This is a genomic window from Rhizobium sp. T1470 (genome assembly GCF_042140505.1).
GTDB classification, from domain to species: Bacteria; Pseudomonadota; Alphaproteobacteria; order Rhizobiales; family Rhizobiaceae; genus Rhizobium; species Rhizobium favelukesii.
The window spans coordinates 2,499,646-2,526,070 of the sequence record NZ_CP148091.1; the positions used below are offsets into that span (position 1 = coordinate 2,499,646).

18 protein-coding genes and 1 riboswitch are annotated in these 26,425 nt (G+C 60.5%); of the genes, 8 read left to right on the forward strand and 10 right to left on the reverse strand.

Going from position 1 to position 26,425, the window contains the following annotated elements:
• Positions 1–106 precede the first annotated feature (106 nt).
• Together WGT02_RS12665 and WGT02_RS12670 are read left to right on the forward strand one after the other, a co-directional pair.
• Positions 107–6,595, forward strand: coding sequence for a hypothetical protein (locus tag WGT02_RS12665; RefSeq protein WP_208250311.1), 6,489 nt, complete (start codon positions 107–109; stop codon positions 6,593–6,595).
• 84 nt (positions 6,596–6,679) lie between these two features.
• Entirely contained in the window at positions 6,680–7,618 is a 939-nt protein-coding gene (locus WGT02_RS12670; protein ID WP_208250310.1) for an IS4 family transposase, read from the forward strand.
• A gap of 50 nt (positions 7,619–7,668) precedes the next feature.
• On the opposite strand, the gene istB is transcribed toward WGT02_RS12670, so the two are convergent.
• Both istB and istA read right to left on the reverse strand, forming a co-directional pair.
• Positions 7,669–8,406, reverse strand: coding sequence for an IS21-like element ISRel16 family helper ATPase IstB (istB, locus tag WGT02_RS12675; protein WP_024317380.1), 738 nt, complete (start codon positions 8,404–8,406; stop codon positions 7,669–7,671).
• Positions 8,407–8,417: 11 nt separating this feature from the next.
• Entirely contained in the window at positions 8,418–9,947 is a 1,530-nt protein-coding gene (istA, locus tag WGT02_RS12680; protein ID WP_208245675.1) for an IS21 family transposase, read from the reverse strand.
• A 233-nt stretch (positions 9,948–10,180) separates the two neighbouring features.
• Between istA and WGT02_RS12685 the strand changes: the two genes are divergently transcribed.
• Positions 10,181–10,624, forward strand: a complete 444-nt coding sequence (locus WGT02_RS12685) for a transposase (protein WP_208249392.1) — start codon at positions 10,181–10,183, stop codon at positions 10,622–10,624.
• A 150-nt stretch (positions 10,625–10,774) separates the two neighbouring features.
• Here the strand turns inward: WGT02_RS12685 and WGT02_RS12690 are convergent, their stop codons facing one another.
• From WGT02_RS12690 to WGT02_RS12705, 4 genes are read right to left on the reverse strand one after another with little or no spacing between them, the layout of a single operon-like run.
• Complete coding sequence (locus tag WGT02_RS12690) at positions 10,775–11,383, reverse strand: ABC-type transport auxiliary lipoprotein family protein (protein WP_024312783.1); 609 nt, start codon at positions 11,381–11,383, stop codon at positions 10,775–10,777.
• A 22-nt stretch (positions 11,384–11,405) separates the two neighbouring features.
• On the reverse strand, positions 11,406–12,776 hold the full coding sequence (locus tag WGT02_RS12695) for an MlaD family protein (RefSeq protein ID WP_208250309.1): 1,371 nt from the start codon (positions 12,774–12,776) through the stop codon (positions 11,406–11,408).
• Between the two features lie 9 nt (positions 12,777–12,785).
• The gene (locus tag WGT02_RS12700; RefSeq protein WP_024312785.1) at positions 12,786–13,631 is read right to left on the reverse strand and encodes an ABC transporter ATP-binding protein; all 846 of its coding nucleotides are present in this window, start codon (positions 13,629–13,631) and stop codon (positions 12,786–12,788) included.
• Between the two features lie 9 nt (positions 13,632–13,640).
• On the reverse strand, positions 13,641–14,810 hold the full coding sequence (locus tag WGT02_RS12705) for an MlaE family lipid ABC transporter permease subunit (RefSeq protein WP_208250308.1): 1,170 nt from the start codon (positions 14,808–14,810) through the stop codon (positions 13,641–13,643).
• 99 nt (positions 14,811–14,909) lie between these two features.
• Here WGT02_RS12705 and dgcA point away from each other — a divergent pair, with 99 nt between their 5' ends.
• A complete protein-coding gene (dgcA, locus tag WGT02_RS12710) occupies positions 14,910–15,893 on the forward strand; it encodes an N-acetyl-D-Glu racemase DgcA (protein WP_208250307.1) in 984 nt (327 codons plus the stop codon).
• Here the strand turns inward: dgcA and WGT02_RS12715 are convergent.
• Both WGT02_RS12715 and WGT02_RS12720 read right to left on the reverse strand, forming a co-directional pair.
• Entirely contained in the window at positions 15,845–17,065 is a 1,221-nt protein-coding gene (locus WGT02_RS12715; RefSeq protein WP_024312789.1) for an MFS transporter, read from the reverse strand. The two genes, dgcA and WGT02_RS12715, sit on opposite strands and share 49 nt — an antisense overlap.
• 160 nt (positions 17,066–17,225) lie before the next feature.
• Positions 17,226–18,032: a UDP-2,3-diacylglucosamine diphosphatase gene (locus WGT02_RS12720; RefSeq protein WP_024312790.1), complete on the reverse strand. Its 807-nt coding sequence runs from the start codon at positions 18,030–18,032 to the stop codon at positions 17,226–17,228.
• A gap of 245 nt (positions 18,033–18,277) precedes the next feature.
• On the opposite strand from WGT02_RS12720, the gene WGT02_RS12725 reads away from it, so the two are divergent.
• Both WGT02_RS12725 and WGT02_RS12730 read left to right on the forward strand, forming a co-directional pair.
• Positions 18,278–20,590 (forward strand): NADP-dependent malic enzyme, encoded by a 2,313-nt coding sequence (locus tag WGT02_RS12725; protein WP_208250305.1) that lies wholly within the window; start codon positions 18,278–18,280, stop codon positions 20,588–20,590.
• A 131-nt stretch (positions 20,591–20,721) separates the two neighbouring features.
• Entirely contained in the window at positions 20,722–21,807 is a 1,086-nt protein-coding gene (locus tag WGT02_RS12730) for a DUF2865 domain-containing protein (protein ID WP_208250590.1), read from the forward strand.
• A 6-nt stretch (positions 21,808–21,813) separates the two neighbouring features.
• Here WGT02_RS12730 and bluB read toward each other — a convergent pair whose 3' ends face one another.
• Both bluB and WGT02_RS12740 read right to left on the reverse strand, forming a co-directional pair.
• Positions 21,814–22,503: a 5,6-dimethylbenzimidazole synthase gene (gene bluB, locus WGT02_RS12735; RefSeq protein ID WP_208250303.1), complete on the reverse strand. Its 690-nt coding sequence runs from the start codon at positions 22,501–22,503 to the stop codon at positions 21,814–21,816.
• A 40-nt stretch (positions 22,504–22,543) separates the two neighbouring features.
• Positions 22,544–22,726: riboswitch (cobalamin riboswitch) on the reverse strand.
• Between the two features lie 25 nt (positions 22,727–22,751).
• Positions 22,752–23,585, reverse strand: coding sequence for a TolB family protein (locus WGT02_RS12740; RefSeq protein WP_024312794.1), 834 nt, complete (start codon positions 23,583–23,585; stop codon positions 22,752–22,754).
• A gap of 205 nt (positions 23,586–23,790) precedes the next feature.
• On the opposite strand from WGT02_RS12740, the gene WGT02_RS12745 reads away from it, so the two are divergent.
• Both WGT02_RS12745 and WGT02_RS12750 read left to right on the forward strand, forming a co-directional pair.
• The gene (locus tag WGT02_RS12745; RefSeq protein ID WP_208250299.1) at positions 23,791–25,719 is read left to right on the forward strand and encodes an LTA synthase family protein; all 1,929 of its coding nucleotides are present in this window, start codon (positions 23,791–23,793) and stop codon (positions 25,717–25,719) included.
• 81 nt (positions 25,720–25,800) lie between these two features.
• Positions 25,801–26,322, forward strand: coding sequence for a DUF1003 domain-containing protein (locus WGT02_RS12750; RefSeq protein ID WP_024312796.1), 522 nt, complete (start codon positions 25,801–25,803; stop codon positions 26,320–26,322).
• Positions 26,323–26,425: the final 103 nt, after the last annotated feature.

Genomic DNA, 26,425 nt, shown 5'->3' on the forward strand with positions numbered 1-26,425 from the left:
CTCGGTGACTTGGACGGGCGGGCTCAGAGGCAAGGTTTTGTTCGGGCTCGGCGGGAAGTCCGGATGCGTTGTTGAACCGGCTGGGATGTAACGAGGCGTAACTTAAATGGCGAACAACAAGTACAACGAGTCGATCGAGGACAAGGCGTTCAAGGCATTGGACGAAGCGCTCCAGATCGACTTCGGAGAAGACGATACGCTGAACGGCAAGACCGACGCCTCGGAGGCCAAATTGTCAGAAACACCAAGTGTCCGCAATCAACAGAGCCAGACCGACGCCAAGCGCGCCCGCGCCGCCAACACACCTCGCCAGCCCGAGCAGCCGTCGCGCGCCCCGTCCTTCGCCGCCAACGACGCCAACCGCATATCGCCGGCTTCGCTCCTGAAATCCCTGGAGAACGGTTCCAGCCGCTCGGCCATCCGCAATGCAACCATCGTGTCGCTTCTCTGGATTGTCGCCGGCCTTGGCCTCATGGCCCTGCTTTATTCGCCGCAGATCTGGCAGATCCGCTCCATCGCCGATCTTTTGGCACTGCCGGGCGTCATCGCCGGCTTCATCGGCATCATCGTGCCGGTGCTGCTGTTCTACGCCTTCGCAGTCATGATGGCGCGTGCCCAGGACATGCGAAACGCGGCGCGCTCCATGGCCGAAGTGGCACTTCGCCTCTCCGAGCCTGAGACCGTTGCTTCCGAACGCATCATGACCGTTGGCCAGGCGGTTCGCCGCGAAGTCTCGGCGATGAATGAAGGCATTGAGCGGACCATTGCACGCGCTTCGGAATTGGAAACCCTCGTCCATTCCGAGGTCAATGCACTCGAGCGCAGCTACGCCGACAATGAATTGCGCGTGCGTGGTCTCGTCCACGAGCTCGGCTCTGAGCGCGAAGCGATCGTCAATCACGCCGAGCGTATCCGCACGTCGATTGCCGGCGTACACGACCAGCTCAAGGAAGACCTGTCGCTTGCCACGGAAGAGATCGCCGTACGCCTAGCAACCTCGGGCGAAGCCTTCGCCTCGATGATCGACACGCGCGCCGCGGCCATCACCGAGAAGTCGGAGTCGGCGATCCAGTCGCTGGGCACGCTTCTTGCGGCAAAGACGGATTCTCTGCTGCAGACGCTGACGTCCTCAGGATTCGCACTCACCAACGAATTCGACACACGGCTGGATTCCCTCACGTCGAGCCTGAGCGGGCACGGAGATCAGATCCTGCGGCAGTTCGAGACGCGTGCATCGACGATGGACAGCAACGCCGAGAAGCTCAACGCCGCGCTGAACGACCGTGCCCGTCAGCTGAACGAGATCCTGATCGCCCGCACCCGCGAGATCAACGAGAGCCTGACCGGTGGCGAACGCACCATCAGCACCACGCTGGATGACGTCCTCTCCAAGCTCAACAGCGCGCTCGACGAGAAGGGCTCGAGCTTCCGCCAGAGCCTGCAGTCGAGCGTCGACGACACCATTATGGATCTCGATCTGCGCTCCGGCTTCTTCGACGAAAGGCTGCAGGCAACCGTCGCGCAGCTCTCTACCTCGTTCGATGAGCGCGTCGCGGAATTCACCGATGCCTTCGACAAGCGCGCCGGCTCGCTCGACACCAAGCTGATGGAGAGCCTCAACCGCATCAACGACACGATGACCGGCGGTTCGGACTCGCTGAACGGCATCCTGAGCTCGAGCATCGAGCGCCTTGGCGCGTCGCTCACCGACCAGTCCTTCGCGCTGGCCACGGCCCTCGCCACCAGCCAGGAAGTCATGGAAAGCTCGCTGGCGGGCAAGGTTTCCGAAGTCACTGAGGCCATCCATACGCATACGACGGGTATGACGTCGGCGCTGAGCCACGCCACCTCCGAAATCTCCCTGGCGCTCGCATCGGGCACGTCGGAACTCCACAACAATCTCGCCGCACGCGCGACGGAATTCCGCGACACGTTGCTGTCCACGACTTCCGATCTGAGCTCCGCCGTCTCCGCGGGAACCGAGCAGATTACCTCGGCCTTTGGCCGTGCCGACGAACTGAATACGATGATCTCCAGGCGCGCAGCCGATATCACCCAGGCGCTTGACTCCGCGCATGAGCGGATCGACGGAGTGATGGCCGATCGCGGCGGTGCGCTGAGTGCTGCCCTCGCAGACACCCAGGACCGTTTCGAGAGTACGCTTGCAAGCCGCTCCGATGCAATCATCAGCGCCGTCTCAGGCAGCCACGAGCGCCTTGCCGACACGCTTGACGACAAGGCCATGACGCTCGCTATCTCGCTGGACGAAAGCCAGAACCGCTTTGAGGATACGATCGCCAAGCGTGCCGAAGCGATTGCCGCTTCGATCGCCAGCGGCCACGAAAAGCTTGCCGACACTCTTGATGACAAGGCGATGGCACTCGCCATCTCCCTCAACGAAGGGCAGTCCCGCCTGGCCGATACGCTTGGCCTTCACGTCGATGCCGTCGCAAACCAACTGGCCGGCAGCCACGAAAAGCTTAGCGAAGTGCTGGACGACAAAACGATGGCCTTGGCCATCTCCCTCAATGAAGGCCAGACGCGGCTTGCCGACACCCTCGGCCACCATACCGAGACGATCGCGAAGCAGATTGTCGGCGGCCACGAGAAGCTCACGGAGGCTCTCGACGACCGGGCAATGGCGCTTGCCATTTCCCTGAACGAAAGCCAGAGCCGTCTTGAAGACACGCTCGGCCACCACGCCGAAACGATCGGCAACTCACTTGCCGGCGGACATGACCGGATCACCGAGGCGCTCGACGACCGCGTCATGGCACTCGCCGCATCGTTGAACGAGGGCCATAGCCGCATTGAAGACGCGCTTGCCCGGCGCGTCGATACCATTGCCAACTCGATTGCGACGGTCCAGGACCGTCTTTCGGATACGCTCGACGAAAAAGCGATGGCGCTCGCTATCTCCTTCGGCGAAAGCCAGAGCCGCTTTGACAATGCCCTGGAAGCGCGCACCAATGCCTTGCTCGACACGGTGGCCGGCGCCGAATCCCGCGTTGCCGGCGCTTTCGTCGACAAGTCGGATGCAATTCGCAGCGCCTACACGGAGAACCAGGAACGCCTCGAGCGTTCGCTGAACGATCATGCATCGACGCTTGCTGGCACGCTCTCGAGCGGTGGAGACCGCATTGATTCGCTGACCGGCAACGCCGCTGCCCGCATCGAATACAGCCTGAGCAATGCGCATCAGCGACTGGAGACACTGCACGGCGATGCTGCATCCCGCATCGAAGGCGGCCTTGCCGCGGCACACGATCGCTTCGAGGCTCTGACCGGCAATGCAGCCACGCGCATCGAAAGTGGTCTGGACTCGGCACACGAACGTATCCGCTCGACCTTGGCCGATCGCGAACAGTCCATCAACCTCGCGCTCACCGACGCTCACAGCCGTATCAGTGACACCCTCTCTGACCAGGCGACGACGATCGGAGCATCGATCGCCACCAGTGTCGGCATGCTGGAAATGTCGCTGGAAGACCATGAGGTCTCGCTTCGCCAGACGATCGACAACAGTGGCCGGGCCCTGGAAGATCGCCTGCGCGACAGCACCGGCCATATTGCCGGCCGCTTCCAGGAGGCAGCAGGCGAGATCTCGCGCTCGGCAGAAACCTTCTCCTCGCAGCTCGACCAGTCGATCGAAGGCATGACCGGTCGCTTTGCTGAAACCGGGTCGCGTGTCGAGGCCGGCCTTGCCGCCCTCGAAAACCGCATTCGTGACGGCGTCGGCGGCGTAGCCGAGCAGGTCGACGCCGCTGGCGGCCGGCTTTCCGACACATTGGCGGACGGTATTTCGCGCATTGGCGTCCTTGGTGAAGAGGCAACGGGCCGCATTGCGGCAGCGCTCGACGACAGCGCCGTAAAGTTCGTGGAGACGATTGATGGCCGCACGGCCAATCTGACCTCCGGCATCGACACCCGCACGGCGAGCATCGACGAGGCGATGGAGCGTGGCAGTGCCCGCATTGAGGAGCGCCTGTCGACGATGGACCGGGCTCTGACGGTCGGTCTCGATGCCGTCAATCGCACGATCGAGGGCAAGGCTGCCGGCCTCGCCGCTTCGCTGCGCAGCGCCGTCGCCGAGACGACACAGGGCATGGACGACGAAGCCGCCCGTGCGGCCGAAAGCCTCGGCCGTACCGGCCAGCAGTTTGCGGAGGGCCTCGAGGCCAAGAGCAACGAGTTCAGCCGCGCAATCGAAGAACGGTCCGAACGGATCGTCGGCCGGGTCTCTGAAGCCCAGAACCGTTTGGCCGGCCAGGCAGCGGCCGTCGCTCAGACCTTCTCGGAAGCAGGCAACGCGATCATCAACAAGGTTGCGGAAGCGGAGACCCTGGTCAGCGGCCAGGTTGGCGCCATTTCCCGCGCGCTTGGCGACGCCCAGGCGACCTTCGAAAACCACGGCGCGGGCATCCGCACGACGATTTCTGATGCAAGCCAGGAAATCACCTCTACCATGGCAGAGGTCGAACGTGCTCTGGAAGCTCGCGGCAATGCAATCCGTTCAAGCCTCGAGGACCGCACGCGCGAAATCGACTCGACGCTGACCGATGTCGAAAAGGCACTCGATGCGCGCGGCAGCGCCATCCGTACGACACTCGATGACCGGACCCGCGAACTCAACTCGATGCTTTCCGGCCGCTCCACGGAACTGGCGCGCATTCTCGACGAGACGGCACGACCGCTGATCGATCGTTATGCCGACGCAGGCAAAGAAGCCGCGGCACGCATCACGGCGGCGACCGAGCGCAGCACCGAGCGTCTACGCAGCGAGAACGAGGCTCTGATCACTGCGATCGCCGCACGCACCGAGAGCGCTTCCTCGGCCGTCGACGCAATGGAGAACAGCCTCCTTGCCAACGTCAACAAGCTGATCGAGCGCCTGTCGGACAACAGCTCCGCCATGGGTCAGATGATGAGCAGTGCAGCCGAAAATCTAGCGGCAGTGGATGGCCGCCTCGGCGATACGACGTCGCGTTTTACCGAATCCGCATCGAAGGCCGCCGAGATGGTTTCCGCATCGACCCGCCTGCTCGAAGGCAAGGTCGATCGCCTGTCCGATATTTCAGGTCAGACGCTTGCCCAGGTCGGCGGCATCATCGGTCGGTTCGATGAGCATTCGAAGGTGCTCGGCCAGGCATCCGGTCTGCTCGCAGCGGCCCAATCGAACCTGGTTTCGACGCTCGAGGATCGCGAAACGGCACTGCAAAACCTCTCCGTTGGACTCGTCCAGCGCTCGGAGGAAATCGAGAAGACCATGCGTTCCCTGGGCGGTATGGTCGAATCCGCCTTCGACCGCGCCGAGCAGCGATCGAACCAGGTCAGCGGTACGCTGCGCGAGAGCGTACAGTCCTCCTTCTCCGACATCGGCCGCGTTCTCTCCGAAACCGAAAAGCGTGCAGAGGAAGCAGCAGCGACCATGCGCGCCGCGCTCGTCAAGGCCGGAGAAGACGCCAACGCGACAATCGACGGTGCCTTCGGCAACGCCGAGCGTCGCTCCGGCGAGCTCTCCAACCGGTTGCGCGGTGGCCTGACAGCGTCGCTGTCGGAAGTCGAGCGTATGCTCGGCGAGGCAGGTCGCGCATCCGACGGCGCTGCCCAGACCATGCGCGAGTCGCTTCGCGAGGCAGTCGAGGAGGCGGTATCCCGATTCTCTGGTGCGACCGAGGAGATCCGCCGCTCCGCTGGCGACATCCGCAAGGAACTCGATATGACCCGCAGTGAGCTGAAGCGGGGTGCATTCGATCTTCCGGAAGAAGCAAAGGAAAGCGCCGCTGCCATGCGGCGCGCCGTCGCCGAGCAGATCAAAGCGCTGCAGGACATCTCGCACATCGTTGGCCGTTCAACGCAGCAACTGGAAATTTCCGAGCCGGCGCCGCGGGCTATTGCTCAGCCACAGCCGGCGCCGCGTCCGGCCCAGCCAGCCGTTACCCAGCAGGCGCCGCAGCCTGCCCCGCCCGCAGCGCCGACCCAGGCACCGGCAGTGACCCCCTCGCCGATCGAAAGCTTCGGCCTGCGCGGTTCGCTGACGCCACCGACGCCTGCCGCCGCGACGCCGCAGCGCACACCCGTTGCGGCCTCGGCTCCGGCCTCGCCGGCAACCGGTGGCTGGATCAGCGACCTCCTGCGTGGCGCATCGCGCGACGAGGCCGCCGAGGAAGCTCCGGCCCGGCAACCGCCCCCCCGCGCTGAGGCTACCGCAGCAGCGCCGGCCCGCACAGCCGATAGCCGCAACCCGCGCCATGTCGTCGAGTCCCTGAACTCGCTTTCCGTCGATATCGCCCGTGCGATCGATCACGACGCGTCGGTCGATCTGTGGCGTCGCTATCAGCGTGGCGAGCGGGACGTGTTTACGCGCCGCCTCTACACGCTGAAGGGCCAGCAGACTTTCGACGAGATCAAGCGCAAGTACGATCGAGAGCCGGAGTTCCGCACCGCTGTCGATCGTTACATCGCCGATTTTGAGAAGCTGCTTGCCGATGTTTCCCGCGGCGATCGCGACAAGACGATCACCCAGTCCTATCTGACCTCGGATACGGGCAAGGTCTACACGATGCTTGCTCATGCCGCAGGACGATTGGGCTAAGAGGCCCTAGGCAAAAAAGAAATGGCCGCCAAAGGGCGTAATGCAGTTCACTTAGTGAGCTGCGGGCAAGTTTGATGGTTCAGGATGGGGATTCGTTTTCCCATCCTGTTTTTGTTTGTGATGTCACGCACCCTTGGACATTCGGCCGAATTATCGGCTCTTTCGCAGGCGATCGACCCGGACTGGATCGCTCAGGCTCTCGCCACGACAGGCAAGGCGAGCATCCGCAAGCGCAAGCTGCCAGCCGAGCAGGTCGTCTGGCTGGTGATTGCGTTGGCCCTTTATCGTCATCAGTCGATCCCGGAGGTGGTGGCCCATCTTGATCTGGTTTTGCCCGATGAGGTCAACGCGGATATTGCCAAGAGCGCGTTGACACAGGCACGGCAGCGCTTGGGTCAGGCACCGTTGGCGCAGTTGTTTGCAATGAGTGCATCATGCTGGGATGAACGCCACCAATCCGGGCGTGCCTGGCGGGGTCTTTGTCGTTATGCCGTGGACGGCAGCACGCTGCGGACGTCCGACAGCCCGGAGAACCGGGCGCATTTTGGAGCGCAGGCCTACGCGTCTGGCGTTGTCGCAAGCTATCCGCAATTGCGGCTGCTGACGCTGACGGCGCTGGCGACGCATCTGGTGCGTGATGCGGTGTTCGGAGCCTATGGCACAAACGAGATGCTCTATGCCAAAAGCCTGCTCGACCGGGTTCCGGACCATTCGCTGACGGTCTTCGACAAGGGCTTCTTCAGTGCCAGCCTTCTCTTGCAATTGCAGACGAAGGGACATGAGCGTCACTGGCCGATTCCGGCCAAAGCCAACAGCACATGGGAACGACTGGATCCGCACCCCACCGATTATCGGGTGCGCATGAAGGTCTCGCCCCAGGCGCGGCAGGCAGAACCGGACTTGCCGGCCTTCTGGGAGGTCAGGGCCATCGAGACGACCACCAGCCTGCCGATTCCGATGAAGCCGCCCCTTTGTTCCGAGATGATTGCGCCCCCGGATTCCGGGATGATCTCGCCCCCTTGAGGCTGGGGTCCTGCTGGCTGTGATTGTTGTCAGTTCATTCGTGTAACGAGTCAAGATTTCCGGCGCTGATTTCGCCGCAAGCTTTCGCCGGATAGGTCGATGCGGTGGGCGTTGTGAACGAGGCGATCGAGGATGGCATCGGCGTAGGTTGGGTTGCCGATGATCTCGTGCCAGGCTGATACCGGAAGCTGGCTGGTGATAATCGTCGAGCGGCGTCCGTAGCGATCTTCGAGGATCTCCAGGAGGTCGTGGCGTGCCTGCTCATTGAGCGGTTCCAGACCCCAGTCATCAAGGATCAAGAGCTGGACGTGGCCGAGGGTTCGCTGCAGCCTTGCATAGCGGCCGTCGCCGTGGGCAAGAGCGAGATTGGCAAACAAGCGTGGCACGCGTTGATAAAGAACTGAGCGATCGTCGCGGCAGGCCTTGTGCCCGAGTGCACAGGCTAACCAGCTTTTGCCAACGCCAGATGGCCCGCAAATCGCGAGGTTGTCGTGGGCATCAATCCAGTCGCCGCCGATCAGCTTCATGAACAGCGCACGATCGAGACCGCGGTCGCTGCGGTAATCGACATCCTCAGGCACAGCATGATGGCGAAGCTTGGCAAACCGCAGCCGGGCGGCAAGCTTGCGATCGTGGCGCGAACTCCATTCTCGCTCCAGCAGTAGCCCGAGCCATTCGGCATGGGAGAGTTGTTCGCTCTCACCGTTGGTCAGCAGTTCGTTGAACGCCTTGGCCATGCCGGTCAGGCCCATGGCATTCAATTTATCAAGGGTGGGATGTGCAAGCATATGTCGTCTCCTCAGTGGTAATAGCGGGGACCGCGGATGTTGGAGTGGTTGATCGGCTCGGGTGATGATGCGCCTGATGACGCCGACGGTCGGTCAAGGTGATTGTCGAGAATGGAACGCACCGAGCCATAGGTTCGAGCGCCGATTTCCAATGCCCGGCCGCAGGCTGCATTGACCCTCTCGCGCTCAAACGCTTTGACGAGGCGGATAATGCCCAGACAGGCTCTGTAGCCCTGTTCGGGATGCGGTCGATCGGCAAGAATACGCTCGCAGAGCAATGCAACGTCTGAGCCGATCGCGGAGGCTTCGCGGCTGATACGTTCGATCGTCCAGTCGGCAAAGCGGCGATGCGATGACGGCATGTGCTCGGGCGTTGTCGTGTGCTTGCCATTGCCACTCGAACGCCTGTGGGCGGCAATCCGCTCACCTTTGTGGAAGATCTCGATGGTATTGGCGGTGATGCGGGCCTCGACCTGCTCACGCGCAAAGCGGTAGGGCACCGAGTAATAGTGCTTGTCGATATCGACATGATAATCGAGACCGGCCCTGCGTATCTTCCATTCCGCAAAGACGTATCGTTCCACAGTCAGCGGACGCAGGGCGGGATAATCCAGCTCTTCGAACAATTGCCGTCGCGTGCGCCCGACGCGACGCAGGACGCGCCTGTCGTTGAGATCAGCGAGCAATTCAGCAATCGCCGCATTCACGTCGGCAAGGCTGTAAAAGACGCGGTGGCGTAGTCGACCCAGCAGCCAGCGCTCGACAATGCGAACCGCGGCTTCGACCTTCGCCTTGTCCCGAGGCCGGCGCGGTCGTGCCGGAAGAACAGCGCTTCCGTAATGAGCCGCCATCCCGGCATAGGTGCGATTGACCTGCGGATCAAAATGGCAGGCCTTGATGACGGCGACCTTGGCGTTGTCGGGAACCAGCAACGCCGGTGCGCCACCGAACGCCTCAAGCGCAAGCAGGTGACATTCGATCCAGTCGGGCAACGTTTCGCTCCAGCGAGCATGTGCAAATGAAAGGCTCGATGCGCCGAGCACTGCGACGAACAGGTGGGCTTGCCGCGTCTTTCCCGACAATCTGTCGACGACCACCGTGACCGTGTCGCCGGCATAATCGACGAACAGCTTTTCGCCGGCCGCATGGTTTTGGCGCATTGTCACCGGCAGCTTCAGCGCCCAGCCGCGATACAAATCACAGTAACGGCTGTAGCGATATCCCTCGGGATGAAGGCCGATATACTCGTCCCAGAGGATCTGCAGCGTCACATGCTTGCGCTTCAGTTCCCGGTGAACAATTGCCCAATCCGGCTCAGCGCTGCGGCGATGACCGGTCTTCGTGCCGGCAGCCTTGTAGAGAGCCGCTTCCAACATCGCATCGCTGACGTCCTCGCCCAACGGCCAGGAAAGCCCAGCAATGTCCACACGGCGCAGCGTCTCACGCACCGTCGACGGCGCCGCACCAACGCGCACCGCAATCGACTTGTGGCCAAGGCCTTCCTCAAATCTGTATCTCAGTATCTCGCGGACACGCCGCATCTTTAGTCTCTCCGCTGGCATCGCGTTCCTTCCTCTCAGGCAACTGAAAGGACGAACGTCTCACCAGCAGAACACCCCGACAAACACCCCAATCAGAGGGCGGCATCATCTCGGAACAAGGGGGCGGTTAATTCTCGGAATTGGGGGGCGGCATCATTTCGGAATGCGGGGGCGGATTGCCTCGGAATCTGCACACCAGCCATGGCAAAAAGCGCATATTGTTGACATCGCTGATGGACAGACAAACTTATCCGGCAAGCGAAATCGTCCATCAGTATGAAGAGCGATGGCGCATCGAGACAAGTTATCGCGAACTCAAGCAGGAGCTTCTCGGTAGCGAACTGACCCTGCGAAGCGGCACGCCGGAGACTGTCTATCAGGAGGTCTGGGGCGCGTTGCTGGCCTACAATCTGGTGCGGCTCGAAATGGCAGAGGTCGCGACCGAAGCCCAAGTCGAGCCAACCCGACTAAGCTTTATCACAGCCCTGCATTACCTGCGTCACGAATGGGGATGGATGGCGATCGAAGCACCCGGCAAAATCCCCGCCCACCTCACCAGATTGAGAAACAGATTGGCAGACTTGTTGCTGACAGAAAAACGGGGGCGATCATGCCCCCGTGTCGTCAAAAAACTGCCTGCCAGATACCCGATAAGAGCCGTAAGCAAACCTAAGTGAACTGCATTACGCCAAAGGGCGGCCATTTTCGTTTCGGGGTCATTGTTTGCGGTCGCATTTCATTGAAGTCTCGGATGCGGTTTCCACCGGTCATGCCGGCCCCAGTCGGTAGGGACCTGCGGCACCTTCCCGCCTACCCGGCATGGACGATCAAATAGACTGCAGCGTCCAGTTGACGATTTCAGCAGATACACGTGCAAACGCGCGATCGAGGCCCTTCACAAGACCATCGTTCGATCCGCCCGCAGGCACCTCTTGTCTGAACACTTTCTGAGTTCTCACGGAACCATTGCGGTCATTCAGGATCTTGGCTGAAATCTCAACCACCGCACGGCTGCCGGCGGTCGTGTCGATCTCGAAGGAGCGGATATCCGTCACCAGCTGATAATCGATCGCGAGCCCCTGGCCGGGGACGCCGACGCCGCCGAGCTTGCCGGAGTTCTCATAGGCTTCGACCAGCTTCGCCTGAACTATGCGTGGCAGCTTGTCGCCCCATTGCGCCTTGGAAAGATACTGTATTTGCGATGGAGCCACCCGAATGACGATCTGTTCGCTGTCGATCGCCTTCAGCGCGGTCGGTTGCTGCACCAGGATCTGGCGGCCTTTTGCCGCCGGTCCACTGCCGGTCACCGACGCTGAGAGATCGTAGGTGTCGTTCTTTGCAGCCGTCCCGCAGCCCGCAAGGCCTGCCAATAGCGGCAGCGCGATCGCGGTTATCGATATCCACGAACGACGCTGCAACACATCCGATACGGCCATATGCGCTCCCCTAATATCCCTGTTAACGCCGCGTCCGGCCGTCATATTGCTTTACCGTATCCCCGCCGAAAATCAGCCGCTGCGGATTGCGGTCGAAATCGCTGATCGTATTGCTAAGATTCTGTACGGTTGAGCGCGTGTCGTTGATGAGCGACTGAATATCGCGCAGCCCACCGCTGGAAAACTTCTGCAGATTGTCGGCAATCGGACCAATCCGCGAGTTGAGGTTGTCGGCGACCTTCTTGAACGAGGTGAGCGTGTCACGCGCCTGCGCAAACAGCGACTGCGTATTGTCCGTTCCGAGCAGCGCATCCAGCTTGATCAGAATGCCGTCGACGCGCGTCGAAGCCGAGTTCAGCTTGTTCGCCATCTGCGAAACGTTTTGGATCGTCTGATCAATGTCCTTCTGCCGGGCCGAAACGGTGTTCGCGACGTCTTTGATCGATGCGACAGCGGTGCGCGCATCCTTGGTTGCCTGCGAGATGTCGTCTACGGATCCCTTGACCTTCGCCGGATCGATCTGCGCTACCAGAGTATCCACCCGATCGAGTGTCGCCTGCGCCTTCTTGCCGAGGTCATTGTAGGTCGTCGCCGTTTCCTGAAACTTCTCGATCGCTCCCTTGAAGTTGCCTGAAGCATCGGCGACGTCGCGGCTGACCTTCTCGGCATTCCTGAGAATGGTATCGATCTTCTTCGCATCGACGGCTTTCACCAGCGCCTCGACCGCCTCCAGCGTCGAGTCGACACGGCCTGAGACCTTGCGAACCGTATCGGACAGCTGTCCGACACTTTGCAGGAACGAGTCGATGTTGCCGGAGTTCTTGGCCAACGCGTCGGAGAACGTCTCGGCATTCCGCAATGTCTTGGTCAGCGGCCCACGCGCATCCTTCACAAACCCCTGAACCTGCCCGATGGCATCGTTCGCGCGGTCGAGAATCTTATCTGCCGTCGCCAGAAGGTTCGTCACACTCGACTGGTCCGCGATGATAACCGCTCGCTTCCCGGTGTCGATCGACTGTTGAAGGATGTTCTTTTCGCCGATCTTGCCCCCCGACAGTTCGATATAGGCAGCACCCGTCAGACCCTGGATTTCAAGGATCGCCTTCGTCGAAGGATAGATCGGCGCATCGACCCGGACTTCGGTGAACGCCAGCGAGAAGCTCGGATCGTCCGCATCGATCGACAACGACTTGACCGAACCGACCTGAATGCCGTTGAACCGCACCGGCGAGCCGACGCTCAAGCCGTTCGCGGAGCCGGGGATACGGACGATCAGTTCGGCCATTGGCCCGCCACGCCCATATTCGGCCATCCAGTAGACGAAGCCGAACGCCGCCGCGATGACAAGCACCGTGAAAAAGCCGACAATCGTGTAGTTCGCTTTTGTTTCCATCGTATCCGCTCACTTCCCGCGGCTGTCTTGCGCCAGGCTGTCCTTGCCTGCGTGGCCACTCTGCGGCACGATCGAACGCGCCCGCTTGCCCTTGAAATAAGCCTGAACCCACGGATCGTCGAAGGCCAGCATGTCGTCGATCGTTCCCTCGACCATTACCCGCTTCTTGCCAAGCACAGCAATGCGGTCGCAAACCGAGAAGAGGCTGTCGAGGTCGTGGGTGACCATGTAGACGGTCAGTCCGAGAGTGTCTCTGAGCCTTGCAATGAGCTCATCGAACTCCGCAGCACCGATCGGATCGAGGCCCGAAGTCGGCTCGTCGAGGAACACCAGTTCCGGGTCGAGCGCCAAGGCGCGCGCCAGCGCCGCACGCTTGATCATACCGCCCGAAAGCTCCGACGGGTATTTGTCGGCGGCATCCGCCGCCAGCCCGACCAGCCGGATTTTCAGTTGAGCCAGTTCGTCCATCAGCGATTGCGGAAGATCCAGATACTCGCGCATAGGCACCTGGATGTTTTCCTTCACCGTCAACGAGGAGAACAAGGCTCCTTGCTGAAAGAGCACGCCGAGACGCATGTCGAGTGCATTGCGCTGCGGTTCGTCCAGTTCGTCAAAATCCTGACCAAGGATCTTGATGTTGCCGGAACGGCGCGGCAGCAGCCGAAGCACCGTCCGCATCAAGACCGACTTGCCTGTCCCCGACGCACCGACAAAACCCAGTATCTCGCCGCGATAGATATCGAGGTTCAGATTGTCGAGAACGACCTTCGACCCGAAACCCACGGTCACGCCGCGCGCCGAGAGCACGACATCCCGTCCTTCATCGTTTCTGGTCTCTGCCTGCTGTCCGTCCACGTACGATCCCTAGAAATTGATGGCCGCATAGAACATGGCAAAAAGCCCGTCCATGAGGATAACGACGAAGATCGCCTTCACCACCGCCGCCGTGACATGCTGGCCAAGCGACTCAGCACTACCGCCTACCTTTAAGCCCTCCACCGCCGCAACGATACCAATAACCAGCGCCATGAATGGTGCCTTGATCATCCCCGATAGAACCGTCGATAGCGTGATCGCCTCGTGCAGGCGCGCGATGAAATTCGCGAAGGTAATGCCCGAATAGCCCCACGCCACGACCGCAGCGCCAAAGAGCGACGCGAAATTCGCAATGACAGTCAGCAGCGGCAGTGCCACCGTGAGCGCAACCAGACGCGGGAAGATGAGCACTCCAACAGGATTGAGCCCCATCACCTTCAGCGCATCCACCTCCTCGCGCATCTTCATCGAACCGATTTCGGCGGTGATGGCGCTGCCAGAGCGGCCGGCGATCATGATAGCTGTCAGAAGTACCCCGATTTCGCGAAGCTGCAGGATGCCGACGAGGTCGACGACGAAGACCTCGGCACCGAAATAGCGCAGCTGAAAGGCGCCCTGCTGCGCGATGATCGCGCCGATCAGGAACGACATCAGCAAGATGATCGGCACCGCACGCACGCCCATGTGGTCGATCTGATTAACGATCGACGCCGGCGATACGCCGCTACCGCGCCCGAATTTCATCTGCGCGCCGCGGACAGCGGAGCCGAGGATATACATCGCAGCCGCGAGGTTATTCCAGATATCGAAGGTAATCTTACCGATCGGCGCGAAGATCCGCTCCGTCCAACTCGGGCTTCGCTGCGGCTCCTGCTCGGGCTGCGGCGGCTCCTCGGAGAACTCCGCGATCATTTCGTCGATATGCGCGTTGCTGCCTTCGAAGCGTACGGTGCTACCGGCGCCTTCTACTTGCTTCTTCAGCCGGCAGAGCAACCAGACCCCGGCCGTGTCGATATCCGTCACGCCGGAAAGGTCGAGCGTCACCTCACCGCTGCGGCCGGCTGTGAGTTTTTCGAAGTCGCGCAGAATGAGATGCAGGTTGGCACTTCGCCAATTCCCCTCGATATGAACGAGCTGTCCCGAGCCATGGGTCTGGTCGTCCACATGCAGTGAGGCGGCGTTACGGGTTTCGGACTTCAAAACGCTTGTGTCTTTCAAGGCTTACGGCGACATTGCCGACTCGCGAACTAGCGGTTCGCCGCTTCGGATCAATATACCCAAGCCACACCAAATTTCCATGCGCGCAGGATTGCAAATATGCCACGGTCACTTGAAATTCAGACGGAATCCTTCCCCATTGCCGGCGCATTCACGATCTCGCGCGGCGCCAAAACGTCGGCGGACGTGATCCTCTGCACAATCCGGGAACGCGGCATGGTCGGCCGGGGCGAATGCGTTCCCTATCGCCGCTATGGCGAGACGATGGAAAGCGTCGCCGCACAGATCGACGCTGCGGGACCGCTGATCAAGGGTGGCCTGACGCGCCAGGAACTGCAGCGTGCAATGCCGCCCGGAGCCGCACGCAATGCCGTGGACTGCGCCCTCTGGGACCTCGAAGCGAAGAACTCGGGCAACGCTGTCATCAACAGCCTGGGACTGGCTGGGCTGCAACCGCTGACGACGGCCTTTACGATCTCGCTCGGCGAACCTGATGTCATGGCAGCCCAGGCGCGTGCGAACGCCGGTCGGGCGCTGCTGAAGGTCAAGGTCGGCACCGGCGACGACGAAAGCCGCATCCGCGCGGTTCGCGATGCTGCCCCTGATGCGGCCATCATCCTTGATGCCAACGAAGGCTGGCCAGAGGAAACGCTGGAGCACCATCTTCGCATCGCTGCCGAGGCGGGTGTCGTCTTGGTCGAACAGCCGCTGCCGGCAGGCAGGGACGAACTCCTGGCCGAGATCCGTCGTCCGCTGCTCGTCTGTGCGGACGAGAGCGTACATCATACCGGCGACCTCGCGAGCCTTCGCAACCGCTACGACGCGATCAACATCAAGCTCGACAAGACTGGCGGCCTCACCGAGGCGCTTGCGATGAAGAAAGAGGCGCAACGCCTTGATTTCAAGATCATGGTTGGCTGCATGGTCGGCACGTCCCTGGCTATGGCGCCAGCCGTATTGTTGGGGCACGATGCCGAGTTCGTCGACCTGGACGGGCCGCTACTCCTGGCTCGCGACCGCGAACCCGGGTTGCGTTACGCAGCCTCCCTCGTTTGGCCGCCGGAAACAACGCTTTGGGGCTGAAGATAATAGGCCGCGATTACGAGGCCCAGCCCGGTTAGGGCAACCAGCGCCATGACGTAGTAGCTTGCGAGGCCGAGCCACGCGTAGACGTAGCCGGAAGCAATCGTCATTAGTCCCATGAACATGCCGTTGTAGAAGAAATAGGCGCCCTGCGCCGACGACTCCTGGGTCTCCTGCACCGAGGCGACGATCCGTCTCTGTACACCCGTATGCACGAAGGCATAGGTGCAGGAATGCATGCACTGGAGCAGAAGGAAGCCCCAGAAACCCCAATGCATCGGAAACAGGATCCAGCGACACACGCTGACCGCCGCACCGAAGCGAATGAGCGTCCAGGCGCTAAATCGGCGACTCAGTCGACGAGACAGAAAAAACACCGTCACTTCGGCCGCGACGCCGGCACTCCAAAGGACGGCAATCTGCGTGCCGGAGAAGCCGAGATCGCGCCAGTAGAGGGACGCGAACGCCTGCAGGACCGCGTGGCTCGACTGTTGGATTGCGACGCCGATCAGCAAAGCGAGCAGATGAGGCTGCCGTAGCGAACTCCCGGTCGCCGCCGAGATATCGACCGGTGTGCCACGCCTGCGCGTCGGACCGATTCGTGGGCAGTAGATCGCCATCACCACCGTTGTCACGAAGCCAAATGTCATGACCGGCAACACCATCTCGCCGCCCCAACGCCCGATCAATTGCCCGCCGATCAGGGTGGAGACGATGAACGCCACCGAACCCCATACCCGCATCGAACCGTAGTCCAGGCCCCAGCGCCGGACACCGGAGATCACGATCGACTCGACGACCGGGACGTAACAGGCAAAGGTTGCACCCTGGATCGTGTAGACGATCAGCACCGGCCAGAATGTATTGGTCCAGTAGAGCGCGATCGCCGTTAGCAGCGATAGGCAGCCAGAAAACAGCAACACATCCGCCCGTTCCTTCATCCGGTCGGCATACATCGCGACAATAGGGGCGACGAGGACTCGCACGACCATCGGCACGGCGAGAATGACGCCGATCTCATGGTCGTTGAACTGGTGCAGCGCAAGCCACATCGGGAAGAACGGTAAGGCCACGCCATTGACGAGTAAAGGCGCACAGTACGACAAGGCACTGAGCAGCCGAAAGCGCGGCGGTGCCTCCTCACTTGCCGGAGGATTTTGAGCGGGAATCATCGGTGGACCTGCAGGAAACTGAACGTTGCCTAACACATCAACCTAAAGGCGACTATGGCAAGAAATTGCCCATCTGAAACGTTTCAAAAAATAAATAGGGCCTGTCGCAAAGACACAACGGGCTAAATTGATGCATAGAATTGGGGAGCGAAGGCCGCGCTTAAGCGGCCTGCTGCGCGACTTCCTTTTCACGATGGCCGATCGCCATCGGCATCGGCTGTATGCCACTCGTTGCACGCCACTCGATCAATTCAAACGTGCCGTCCTGATGCTCGGCAATCGCCGTGCAGCTTTCGACCCAGTCGCCGGTATTGATGTAACGGATGCCGTCCATGTCCTCCATCACCGCGTGGTGGATATGGCCACAGATCACGCCGTCGGCACCGTGCTTGCGGGCTTCTTCAGCGACGACACGCTGGAACTCGCCGATGAAGTTGACTGCGTGTTTGACCTGCAGCTTGGCCCATGCCGAAAACGACCAATAGGGCATGCCCATTCGGCGGCGGATGGCTGCTAGGCCGATATTGATCATGATCGCCATGTCGTAGGCCCAGTCGCCGAGATAGGCGAGCAGGCGCGCGTTGCGCACGACGACGTCGAACTCGTCGCCATGCAGCACGAGGTATTTCTTGCCGTCGGCCGCTTCGTGCATCATCCGTTCAGCGACCTCGATGCCGCCGAAATGGGTGCCCGGAAAGTCGCGAAGGAATTCGTCGTGATTGCCCGGGATATAGATGACCCGCGTGCCCTTGCGCGCCTTGCGCAGCAGCTTCTGGACAACGTCGTTGCAATCCTGCGGCCAGTACCAGCTACGCTTCAGCCGCCAGCCGTCGATGATATCGCCGACAAGAAAGATGGTATCCGCCTCGTGATGCTTGAGAAAGTCGAGCAGGAAGTCAACTTTCGCGGCCTTGGAGCCGAGATGCACATCGGAAATGAAAAGCGTACGGAAGTGCCGCGTATCCATATTGTCCCTCACAAGCATCCTGCTCGTGTCCCATCGTTCACCTCCCCCTCCAAAACCAGAGTCGTGTTTCAGGAAGATGACATGCTGCTGTCCCGGTGGATTTTCCCGGTTTCGGTGGACCTGCGCTGACGTCACGGCAGATTTGCGTTGTTTTCGCATTTCGAACGGAAATTCCGACTGTTCCGCCATGCCGTTTGATGTATTGAAAACACTCCAAGACAGCATGCGGCAGCTCGGAGGCGACGATGGATCATCAGGAAAAGTCCAAGACGGAAAAGAATTTGGCAGGTGGAAGCCTCGACGAGCAGGCGCTCTACTTTCACCGCTATCCCCGTCCGGGCAAGATCGAAATCCAGGCAATCAAACCGCTCGGCAACCAGCGCGACTTGGCGCTCGCCTATTCCCCGGGTGTTGCAGCACCATGCCTGGCGATCCGCGATAATCCCGAAACGGCCGCCGACTACACCTCGCGCGCCAATCTGGTTGCAGTCATTTCCAACGGCACGGCCGTTCTCGGCCTCGGCAATATCGGTCCGCTTGCCTCAAAGCCAGTCATGGAAGGCAAGGCCGTCCTTTTCAAGAAATTCGCAAACATCGACGTCTTCGACATCGAAGTCGAGGCACCGAGTGTCGATCAGATGGTCTCCACCGTCGCCTCGCTCGAGCCGACCTTCGGCGGCATCAATCTCGAGGATATCAAGGCGCCGGAATGTTTCGAGATCGAGCGTCGGCTCCGCGAGACCATGAAGATCCCGGTTTTCCACGATGACCAGCATGGTACCGCCATCATCGTCGCTGCCGCGATCCTCAATGGCCTGGAACTGGCGAACAAGAAGATTGACGAGGTCAAAATCGTTGCCTCAGGCGCCGGCGCGGCAGCCCTTGCTTGCCTCAACCTCCTCGTCACGCTGGGTGCCAAGCGGGAAAATATCTGGGTCCATGACATCGAAGGCCTCGTCTACGAAGGCCGCGCCGAATTGATGGACAAGTGGAAAAGCGTCTATGCCCAGAAGAGCGACACGCGCACGCTCGCCGAAAACATCGGCGGCGCCGACGTCTTTCTTGGCCTTTCCGCCGCCGGCGTGCTGAATCCGGAACTGCTCGCGCAGATGGCCGAGAACCCGCTGATCATGGCGCTTGCCAACCCGACGCCGGAGATCATGCCCGATCTCGCCCGCGCTGCCCGCCCCGATGCGATGATCTGCACCGGTCGTTCCGACTTCCCGAACCAGGTGAACAACGTTCTCTGCTTCCCCTACATTTTCCGCGGGGCGCTGGATTGCGGCGCAGTGACGATCAACGAAGAAATGAAGATGGCCGCCGTGCGCGCCATTGCCGCCCTTGCACGCGAGGAACCATCTGATGTCGCAGCCCGCGCTTATTCCGGCGAGACACCGGTCTTCGGTCCAAACTATCTGATCCCCTCGCCCTTCGATCCGCGCCTGATCCTGCGCATTGCCCCGGCAGTCGCGAGAGCCGCTGCCGAGAGCGGTGTCGCGTTGCGTCCGATCATCGATTTTGACGCCTATCTCGATCAGCTCAATCGCTTCGTCTTCCGTTCCGGCTTCATCATGAAACCGATCTTTGCGGCGGCCAAGAACGCCGAGCGCAAGCGGGTTATCTTCTCCGAAGGCGAGGATGAGCGCGTCCTGCGCGCAGCACAGGTCCTGCTCGAAGAAGGCATTGCCGAGCCGATTCTGATCGGCCGCCCATCGGTCATCGAAACCCGCCTGCAGCGTTACGGTCTGCGCATCCGCCCGCTTGCAGATTTCGACGTGATCAATCCGGAAGACGATCCGCGCTTCCGCGAATACGTGGATCTTTACTTCTCACTGGTCGGACGGCGTGGCGTCATTCCGGAAGCGGCCCGCACGATCGTGCGCACAAACACGACGGTCATTGGCGCTTTGGCGCTAAAGCGCGGCGAAGCTGATGCGCTCATCTGTGGCCTGGAAGGCCGCTACGAGAAGCATCTGCGCGATGTCCGCCAGATCATCGGCAAGAGGCAAGACGTTTGCGACTTCTCGGCGCTCAGCCTGCTGATCTCGCAACGCGGTGCTACTTTCTTCACCGACACCTACGTTACATTCAATCCGAGCGCCGAAGAGATTGCCGAGTCCGCAATACTCGCCGCAGAGGAAATCAAGCGCTTCGGCATCACGCCGCGTGCTGCCCTCGTATCCCACTCGAACTTCGGTTCGCGTGAATCCGAGAGCGCGACGAAGATGCGCGCTGCGCTTCAGCTGGTGCGCGAGGCTGCGCCGGAACTGGAAGTCGACGGGGAAATGCACGGCGAAAGCGCAATCTCCGACGCGCTGCGCAAGCGCGTCATGCCCGATACGACACTGCATGACGAAGCCAACCTGCTGGTCTTCCCGAACCTCGATGCGGCCAACATCACATTGGGCGTTGTAAAGTCGATGATCGATGGACTGCATGTCGGGCCGATCCTGCTTGGCGCGGCACTGCCGGCGCACATCCTGGCGCCTTCCGTGACCTCCCGCGGCGTGGTCAACATGGCCGCCCTCGCCGTCGTCGAGGCTTCACAGCCAGCATGATTTGCGGCAGATTGAAAAAAATGCGTTAAGGTTCCGACCGCAGCTTGTTGCGACAAGCGGGCTAGCAATGAAGGCGCGGCAGGACGCCGCGCCTGATGACCCTGGTATTTGCTCACCGATGGGACGATGCCTTGAAGCGCTGGATTTTGTCACTCACAGCCGCCCTTGCTCTGACCGGGCCGACCCATGCCCAGATGCCGGCGATCTGTGGCGACCTGCGCGGCCGCCTCGCCGACCTGCCGCAGATCATCGGCAGCACGCCCGAAGTGCGCAAATACGCCAGCGCCATAGCCGAACAAAACCTTGAACTTCGCAAACTCCGGAGCGATCTGCGCCAAAACGGCTGCACGAGCGGCAGCATGGTCGTGATCGGCGATGATGACGGCTACTGTGGCGAACTCGAGCGCGCCGAAGCCAAGATGGTCGACAACATCCGTTATCTGCAGCAGCGTCGCGACGAACTGCGCGGCCAGAGTGAGGATGTCCGCATGAGGAACGAGCTTCTTGCAGCGCTCGACGACAACGACTGCAACGAGGCGCAGTGGCCCGCTGACACCGGCCAAGGATATGCGCCGCCACCCAGCATCGAAGATCAGGCGTTGCGGAACGACACATTCATTCCCTTGGGTGGCGATCCAAGCCAGCGCCGTTATGGTCTCCCGGGCCTGTCGCCGCTCTCTCATCTGAACACCGTATGCGTGCGAAGCTGTGACGGCGGCTTCTTTCCGTTGAGCTCGAACGCAACATCCCAAGACTTTGCCCGCGATGCCGACACCTGCTCGAAGATGTGTCCCGGCATCGAAACCGAGCTCTTCTATCATGACGTCTCCAGCACCGAGACATCGCAGATGATCTCCGCGACGACAGGCGCTCCTTACACCGCCATGCCGAATGCTTTCGCTTACAAGAACCGCAAGCCCGGCGAAAAATCGTCCTGCAGTTGCGATCTTAACGCTTACTACGCGCGGATGCGAAAAAACCAATCGATCAGCGAACCGCCACAACAGGGATCGATCACAACGATCGAAACCAAGAAGCCTGAGATGGAGAGCCATGCCGTCGCACCGGCCGCGCCTCAGCCTCAGGTGCCGGACAGGCCCTATGATCCGGCAGGAAGCAAGGTGCGCCAGATCGGCCCGCAGTTCCTTGCCGGCGACCAAGGTACGATCGACCTCAAGAACCCGGCAAAGCCAGGCCCCCAGCCGCAGCAACAGTAGGCCGCATCATTCCGCTGAATTGCCCCAAAGATCCATGAAGACAAGCTCCTCGAGCGGCAGGCGCTGGCGCCATCCTTTGACCGCCAGCTCCGGCTGTTGATAGAGTTGATCGACGTAGCCGACACAGAGCCAGGCAACGATCTCGACCCGCTCTGGAACGCCGAGAATCCTTTTGATATCGGACTCGTGAAAGATGCTCACCCAGCCGACCCCCACGCCTTCGGCGCGGGCTGCGAGCCACAGATTTTGCACGGCGCAGACCGTGGAGTAGGAATCCATTCGTGGGTTGTGCGTTCGGCCGAGAACGACATCGCCGCAGCGATTGGGATCACAGGTGACGCAAATGCTGAGCGGTGCGGCTCGGATGCCCTCCAGCTTCAGCGACCGGTAGAGCTGCTGTCGCTCCCCCTGAAACATCTCGCCGGCCTCGCGGTTGGCGTAATCGAACGCCTGCCAGACCGCCTCCTTCACCTGCTGATCGCGCACCAGAATGAAATTCCAAGGCTGCATGAACCCGACGGACGGCGCGTGATGCGCAGCCGACAAAAGCCTGATGATGACGTCATCCGGTATGGGGTCCGGGAGAAATTCCGAACGTACGTCACGACGCGTCGATATCGCCCTGTATACGGCGTCACGTTCCTCGGCCGAAAAGGCTGCGGCTCCCGACAGGGAGCCTGAATTGTCTGGTCGCATCGTCAATCCCCAACAACACAACCGCCCCGCCGTCCACGCGGGTCAGTCTATGATGTCGGGCCGGTCTTCTGACTTGGCGTCATCCGGCTGCCGCGCCTTCCCGATACTGGACCAGTGGCTTGTTGCGGCAGTCGTCAGCCTTACAGCGTTGGGCACGTTTCGGTCTTTCACCGAATTCCCGATTCTCCCGCCTGAGACGGGCACCCGACGGAGGGTCTATGCCGCGAAAAATCTGTCGATGCAATCCTTCATGCTGAGATCGGGTAGTACCGCACATAGGCGAACTCATCGCCTGACGGCGACCAATTCGGCACGTTGATCGTTCCCTGCCCACCAAAGAGTTTGAAGAGCGTCGTCAGGTTGCCGCCATCCATATCCATCAGCCGCAGACAAACATCGAGATCGCGAGGGTGGTCGAAGACGTCGGGGTCGTAGGAGAGGATCAGGACCTTATCGTTGTTGGGCGACGGATGAGCAAACCAATTGCCGTAGTTGTCGCTGGTGATCTGTTCGAGGCCGGTCCCATCCGGATGAATGCGCCAGATCTGCATGAGGCCCGTGCGGCTGGAATTGAAGTAGATCCACTGGCCGTCGGCCGAATAATCTGGCCCGTCGTTGCGCCCCTCGCCGCGTGTCAACCGCTTCTCGTCGCCGCCGTCTACCGAAATCGTGTAGATGTCGAATAGGTCGTCGCGGATGCCGCAATAGGCGAGATCCTTCCCGTCGGGCGACCAGCCGTGCCAATAGGACGGCTGATTTTGCGTCACCAGACGCGGCGCGCCGCCTTCTGCCGGAAGTACATAGATCGTCGATTTCCCGAACTCGGTCTTGTCGGAAATGACGATCTGACGGCCGTCAGGCGAGATGCCGTGATCGTTGTTGCAGGCCGTGGCAAATCCGGTATCGACTTTCTCGACCTTGCCCGAACCGTCAAGCACCAGGCGGTAGAGAAGCCCGTCACCGTTCAGCAGAAGATAGCCTCCATCCGGCGAAAAGTTTGGCGCTTCCACCAGTTGCGTGGTTTGCCAGACAACGCGCGCCTGGCCTGTTTTGATGTTGTAGATCTCGATGGAACTTCTCAATCTGAATCCTCCTGACATCGAACTCGTCAGACCTACGACGGCTCGCCGCTCGGCACAAGCAAGTGAACCGAAGCGGGCATCCGCGGACGGCGCCGGCGGCGCTTTATCCACCGATCACAAATGTGGGAAACATAACGGTTCATCTAGCGTTCATGACGAAGATGTGACAGTTCGATGAAGCTTTTATGACGTTGGAGTTTCTTAGTTGATCGCGTTGGGAATGAGGTCCGCAGCGGCAGCGCGTTTCGCGTCGCTTTCCACTGGTGTCAGGGGAAGCGCCCAATCGCCAGCTTTACGCGCTGCGCTCGGAATTTGCCTTTCGGCCCTGATTGCTCTCTTCGCCACTGTAGCGGTCGAAATAATCGCCCGCGATGGGTTCGCCGATGTGCGCGAATTCCTGACATCGCCGGTACGCCCCGGCATGACAACGGTCGTGATGTTGACCGTCCTGATGCTCTCGCTGGACGCTGCCCTGGGAAGACGATTCATTTCGGCGTTGATCGTTCTGCCGCTGGTGCTCGTTCCCGCCATCGTCTCCAGCCAGAAGCAGCATTATCTCACGGACCCCCTGTACCCGTCCGACGTCCTATTTGGGCGCCAGATCATGGAGTTGCTTCCCGTGATGGCGCGCGACCGGCCGTGGACAGCGGTTGCCATGGTCGTTGGCATCGTTCTTTCCGCGGTCGCGATTGCCGTCCTGTGGCATTTCGCTTGGCGCCGTTGTCCGCGGCTCTCAAGGACCGCCCAACTGCGTCAACTCTGTATCGGCTTACCTGTTATCGCAGCTTTTGGCGCGTTGATGGATTATTCCAAATACTCCTACATACGCGATCGCCTTCAGGTTTTGCCGATGATGTGGGATCAGAAGGAAAACTACCGCAGCAACGGCTTCATCCTCGCCTTCATCTTCAACATTCCGATGGCCGACGTGGCAGCGCCGGTCGGCTTCGGTACGCAGGCGCTTGATGCTATTCCGACCCGCAACTACGGCTATCTCAGTGGCCCGCGCGAAAAGCCCGACGTGATCATGCTGATGAGTGAATCCTTCTGGGATCCGACCCGGCTGAAGACCGTCACCCTGTCGCCGGATCCGATGCCGAATATCAGGGCCGAGCAGTCGGGCCATGTCTTCTCACCCGAGTTTGGCGGCATGACCGCCAATGTCGAATTCGAGGCACTGACGGGCTTCTCGAATGCCTTCCTGCCCTATGGCAGCATTCCCTACCAGCAGTATATTCGCAGCAACGTCCCCTCGCTTGCGACGTTCTTCCGCGGCGAAGGCTATGCCGCCCGGTCTCTGCATCCATTCAGCGGCTGGTTCTGGAACCGCAACGAAGTCTACAAGGACTTCGGTTTCGAACAGTTCCGCTCTGAAGAAACCATGCCTCCGATGGAAAAGAGGGGCATCTTCGCTTCGGACGAGTCCCTCATGAAGGAGATCATGAACGAGGCCGACGGTATTGATCGTCCGTTCTTCTTCTTTGGTGTCACTCTGCAGGGACATGGTCCCTACGAGCCGAACCGTTACGTACACAACAGCGTCGACATCAAGGGCAACCTGAACGATGCGGACCGGGCAACGCTGGCCACCTATACGCAAGGGATCAAGGAAGCCGACGACAGCCTCAAGATGCTGATGAATTGGGCCGAGAAGCGCGATCGCGAGACGATCATCGTCCTCTGGGGCGATCACCTTCCGCCACTCGGCAACGTCTACACGGCGACCGGCTACATGCCCGACCAGGTTGCCACGCGCAAGGCATCGGTCAGCGTCATGAAGCAGGAGCACGAGACGCCGCTCGTCATCTGGTCCAACAAGAAAGGCAGCAAGAAGGATGTGGGTACGATCAGCCCGTCGCTCCTTCCCTACCATCTTCTAAAGTTCGCCGGCTTCGAGCATCCCTACTACACGGGCTTTCTCGGCCGCGTGCAGAAGAAGTACAGCGTCATCGATCGCTATCAGCTGATTTCGCGCGACAACACGCCGTCGCCCGATTGGGTTTTGAAACCGAAGAGCCTCGATCCCCTCGTACGGGACTATCGATACCTCCAGCACGACATCATGTTCGGCAAGGCTCAGACGCTCGATCGCTTCTTCCCACAGCATGCGTGGCTGTATGCGCAAGGCACGTAAAAGAGCGGCACAAGCCCGCATTGCAATTTGAAAACATTACGGAATACTGGCGCCCGAGCGATCTAGCATTCGGAGTCGGCAATGCATAACCTATCGGACCTCATCCACCATCACTTCGACAAACCCGATGAACTCGGCGAAATCGAGAAGCGCGTTCTCGCAAAAGCCCACGAACGCAAGATAATCTCGACGGACATTAACGCGGCCTTGCAGGCGGAATCTTCCGCTGGAGAGCGCCTGGCGGATTCGATTGCCCGCATCGGCGGCTCCTGGTCGTTCATTGTCGCCTTCTTCCTGTTCCTGTTCTTCTGGTGCGTCGTAAACACCGTCGTCCTATTCACCCGCGCCTTCGATCCCTATCCCTTCATCTTCCTCAATCTCGTGCTCTCGATGCTTGCCGCAATCCAGGCTCCCATCATCATGATGTCGCAGAACCGGCAAGCAGAGCGCGATCGCTTCGAGGCGGCGAAAGACTACGAAGTCAATCTCAAAGCAGAACTTGAGGTTCTCTCCCTGCATCAGAAGATAGACATGCGGGTGCTCACCGAAATTGCAGCATTGCGCGAAGACATCGAGCGGCTGAATCAGCGCCTGCCAAGTTGACGAAATGATCCCGGGCCGTAGAATTTAACTATACCGAGCAATTAACGACCCGCTCACCAAGTTCCGCATTGAAACACCGTCACAAATGTAAGAGGAGCAACTG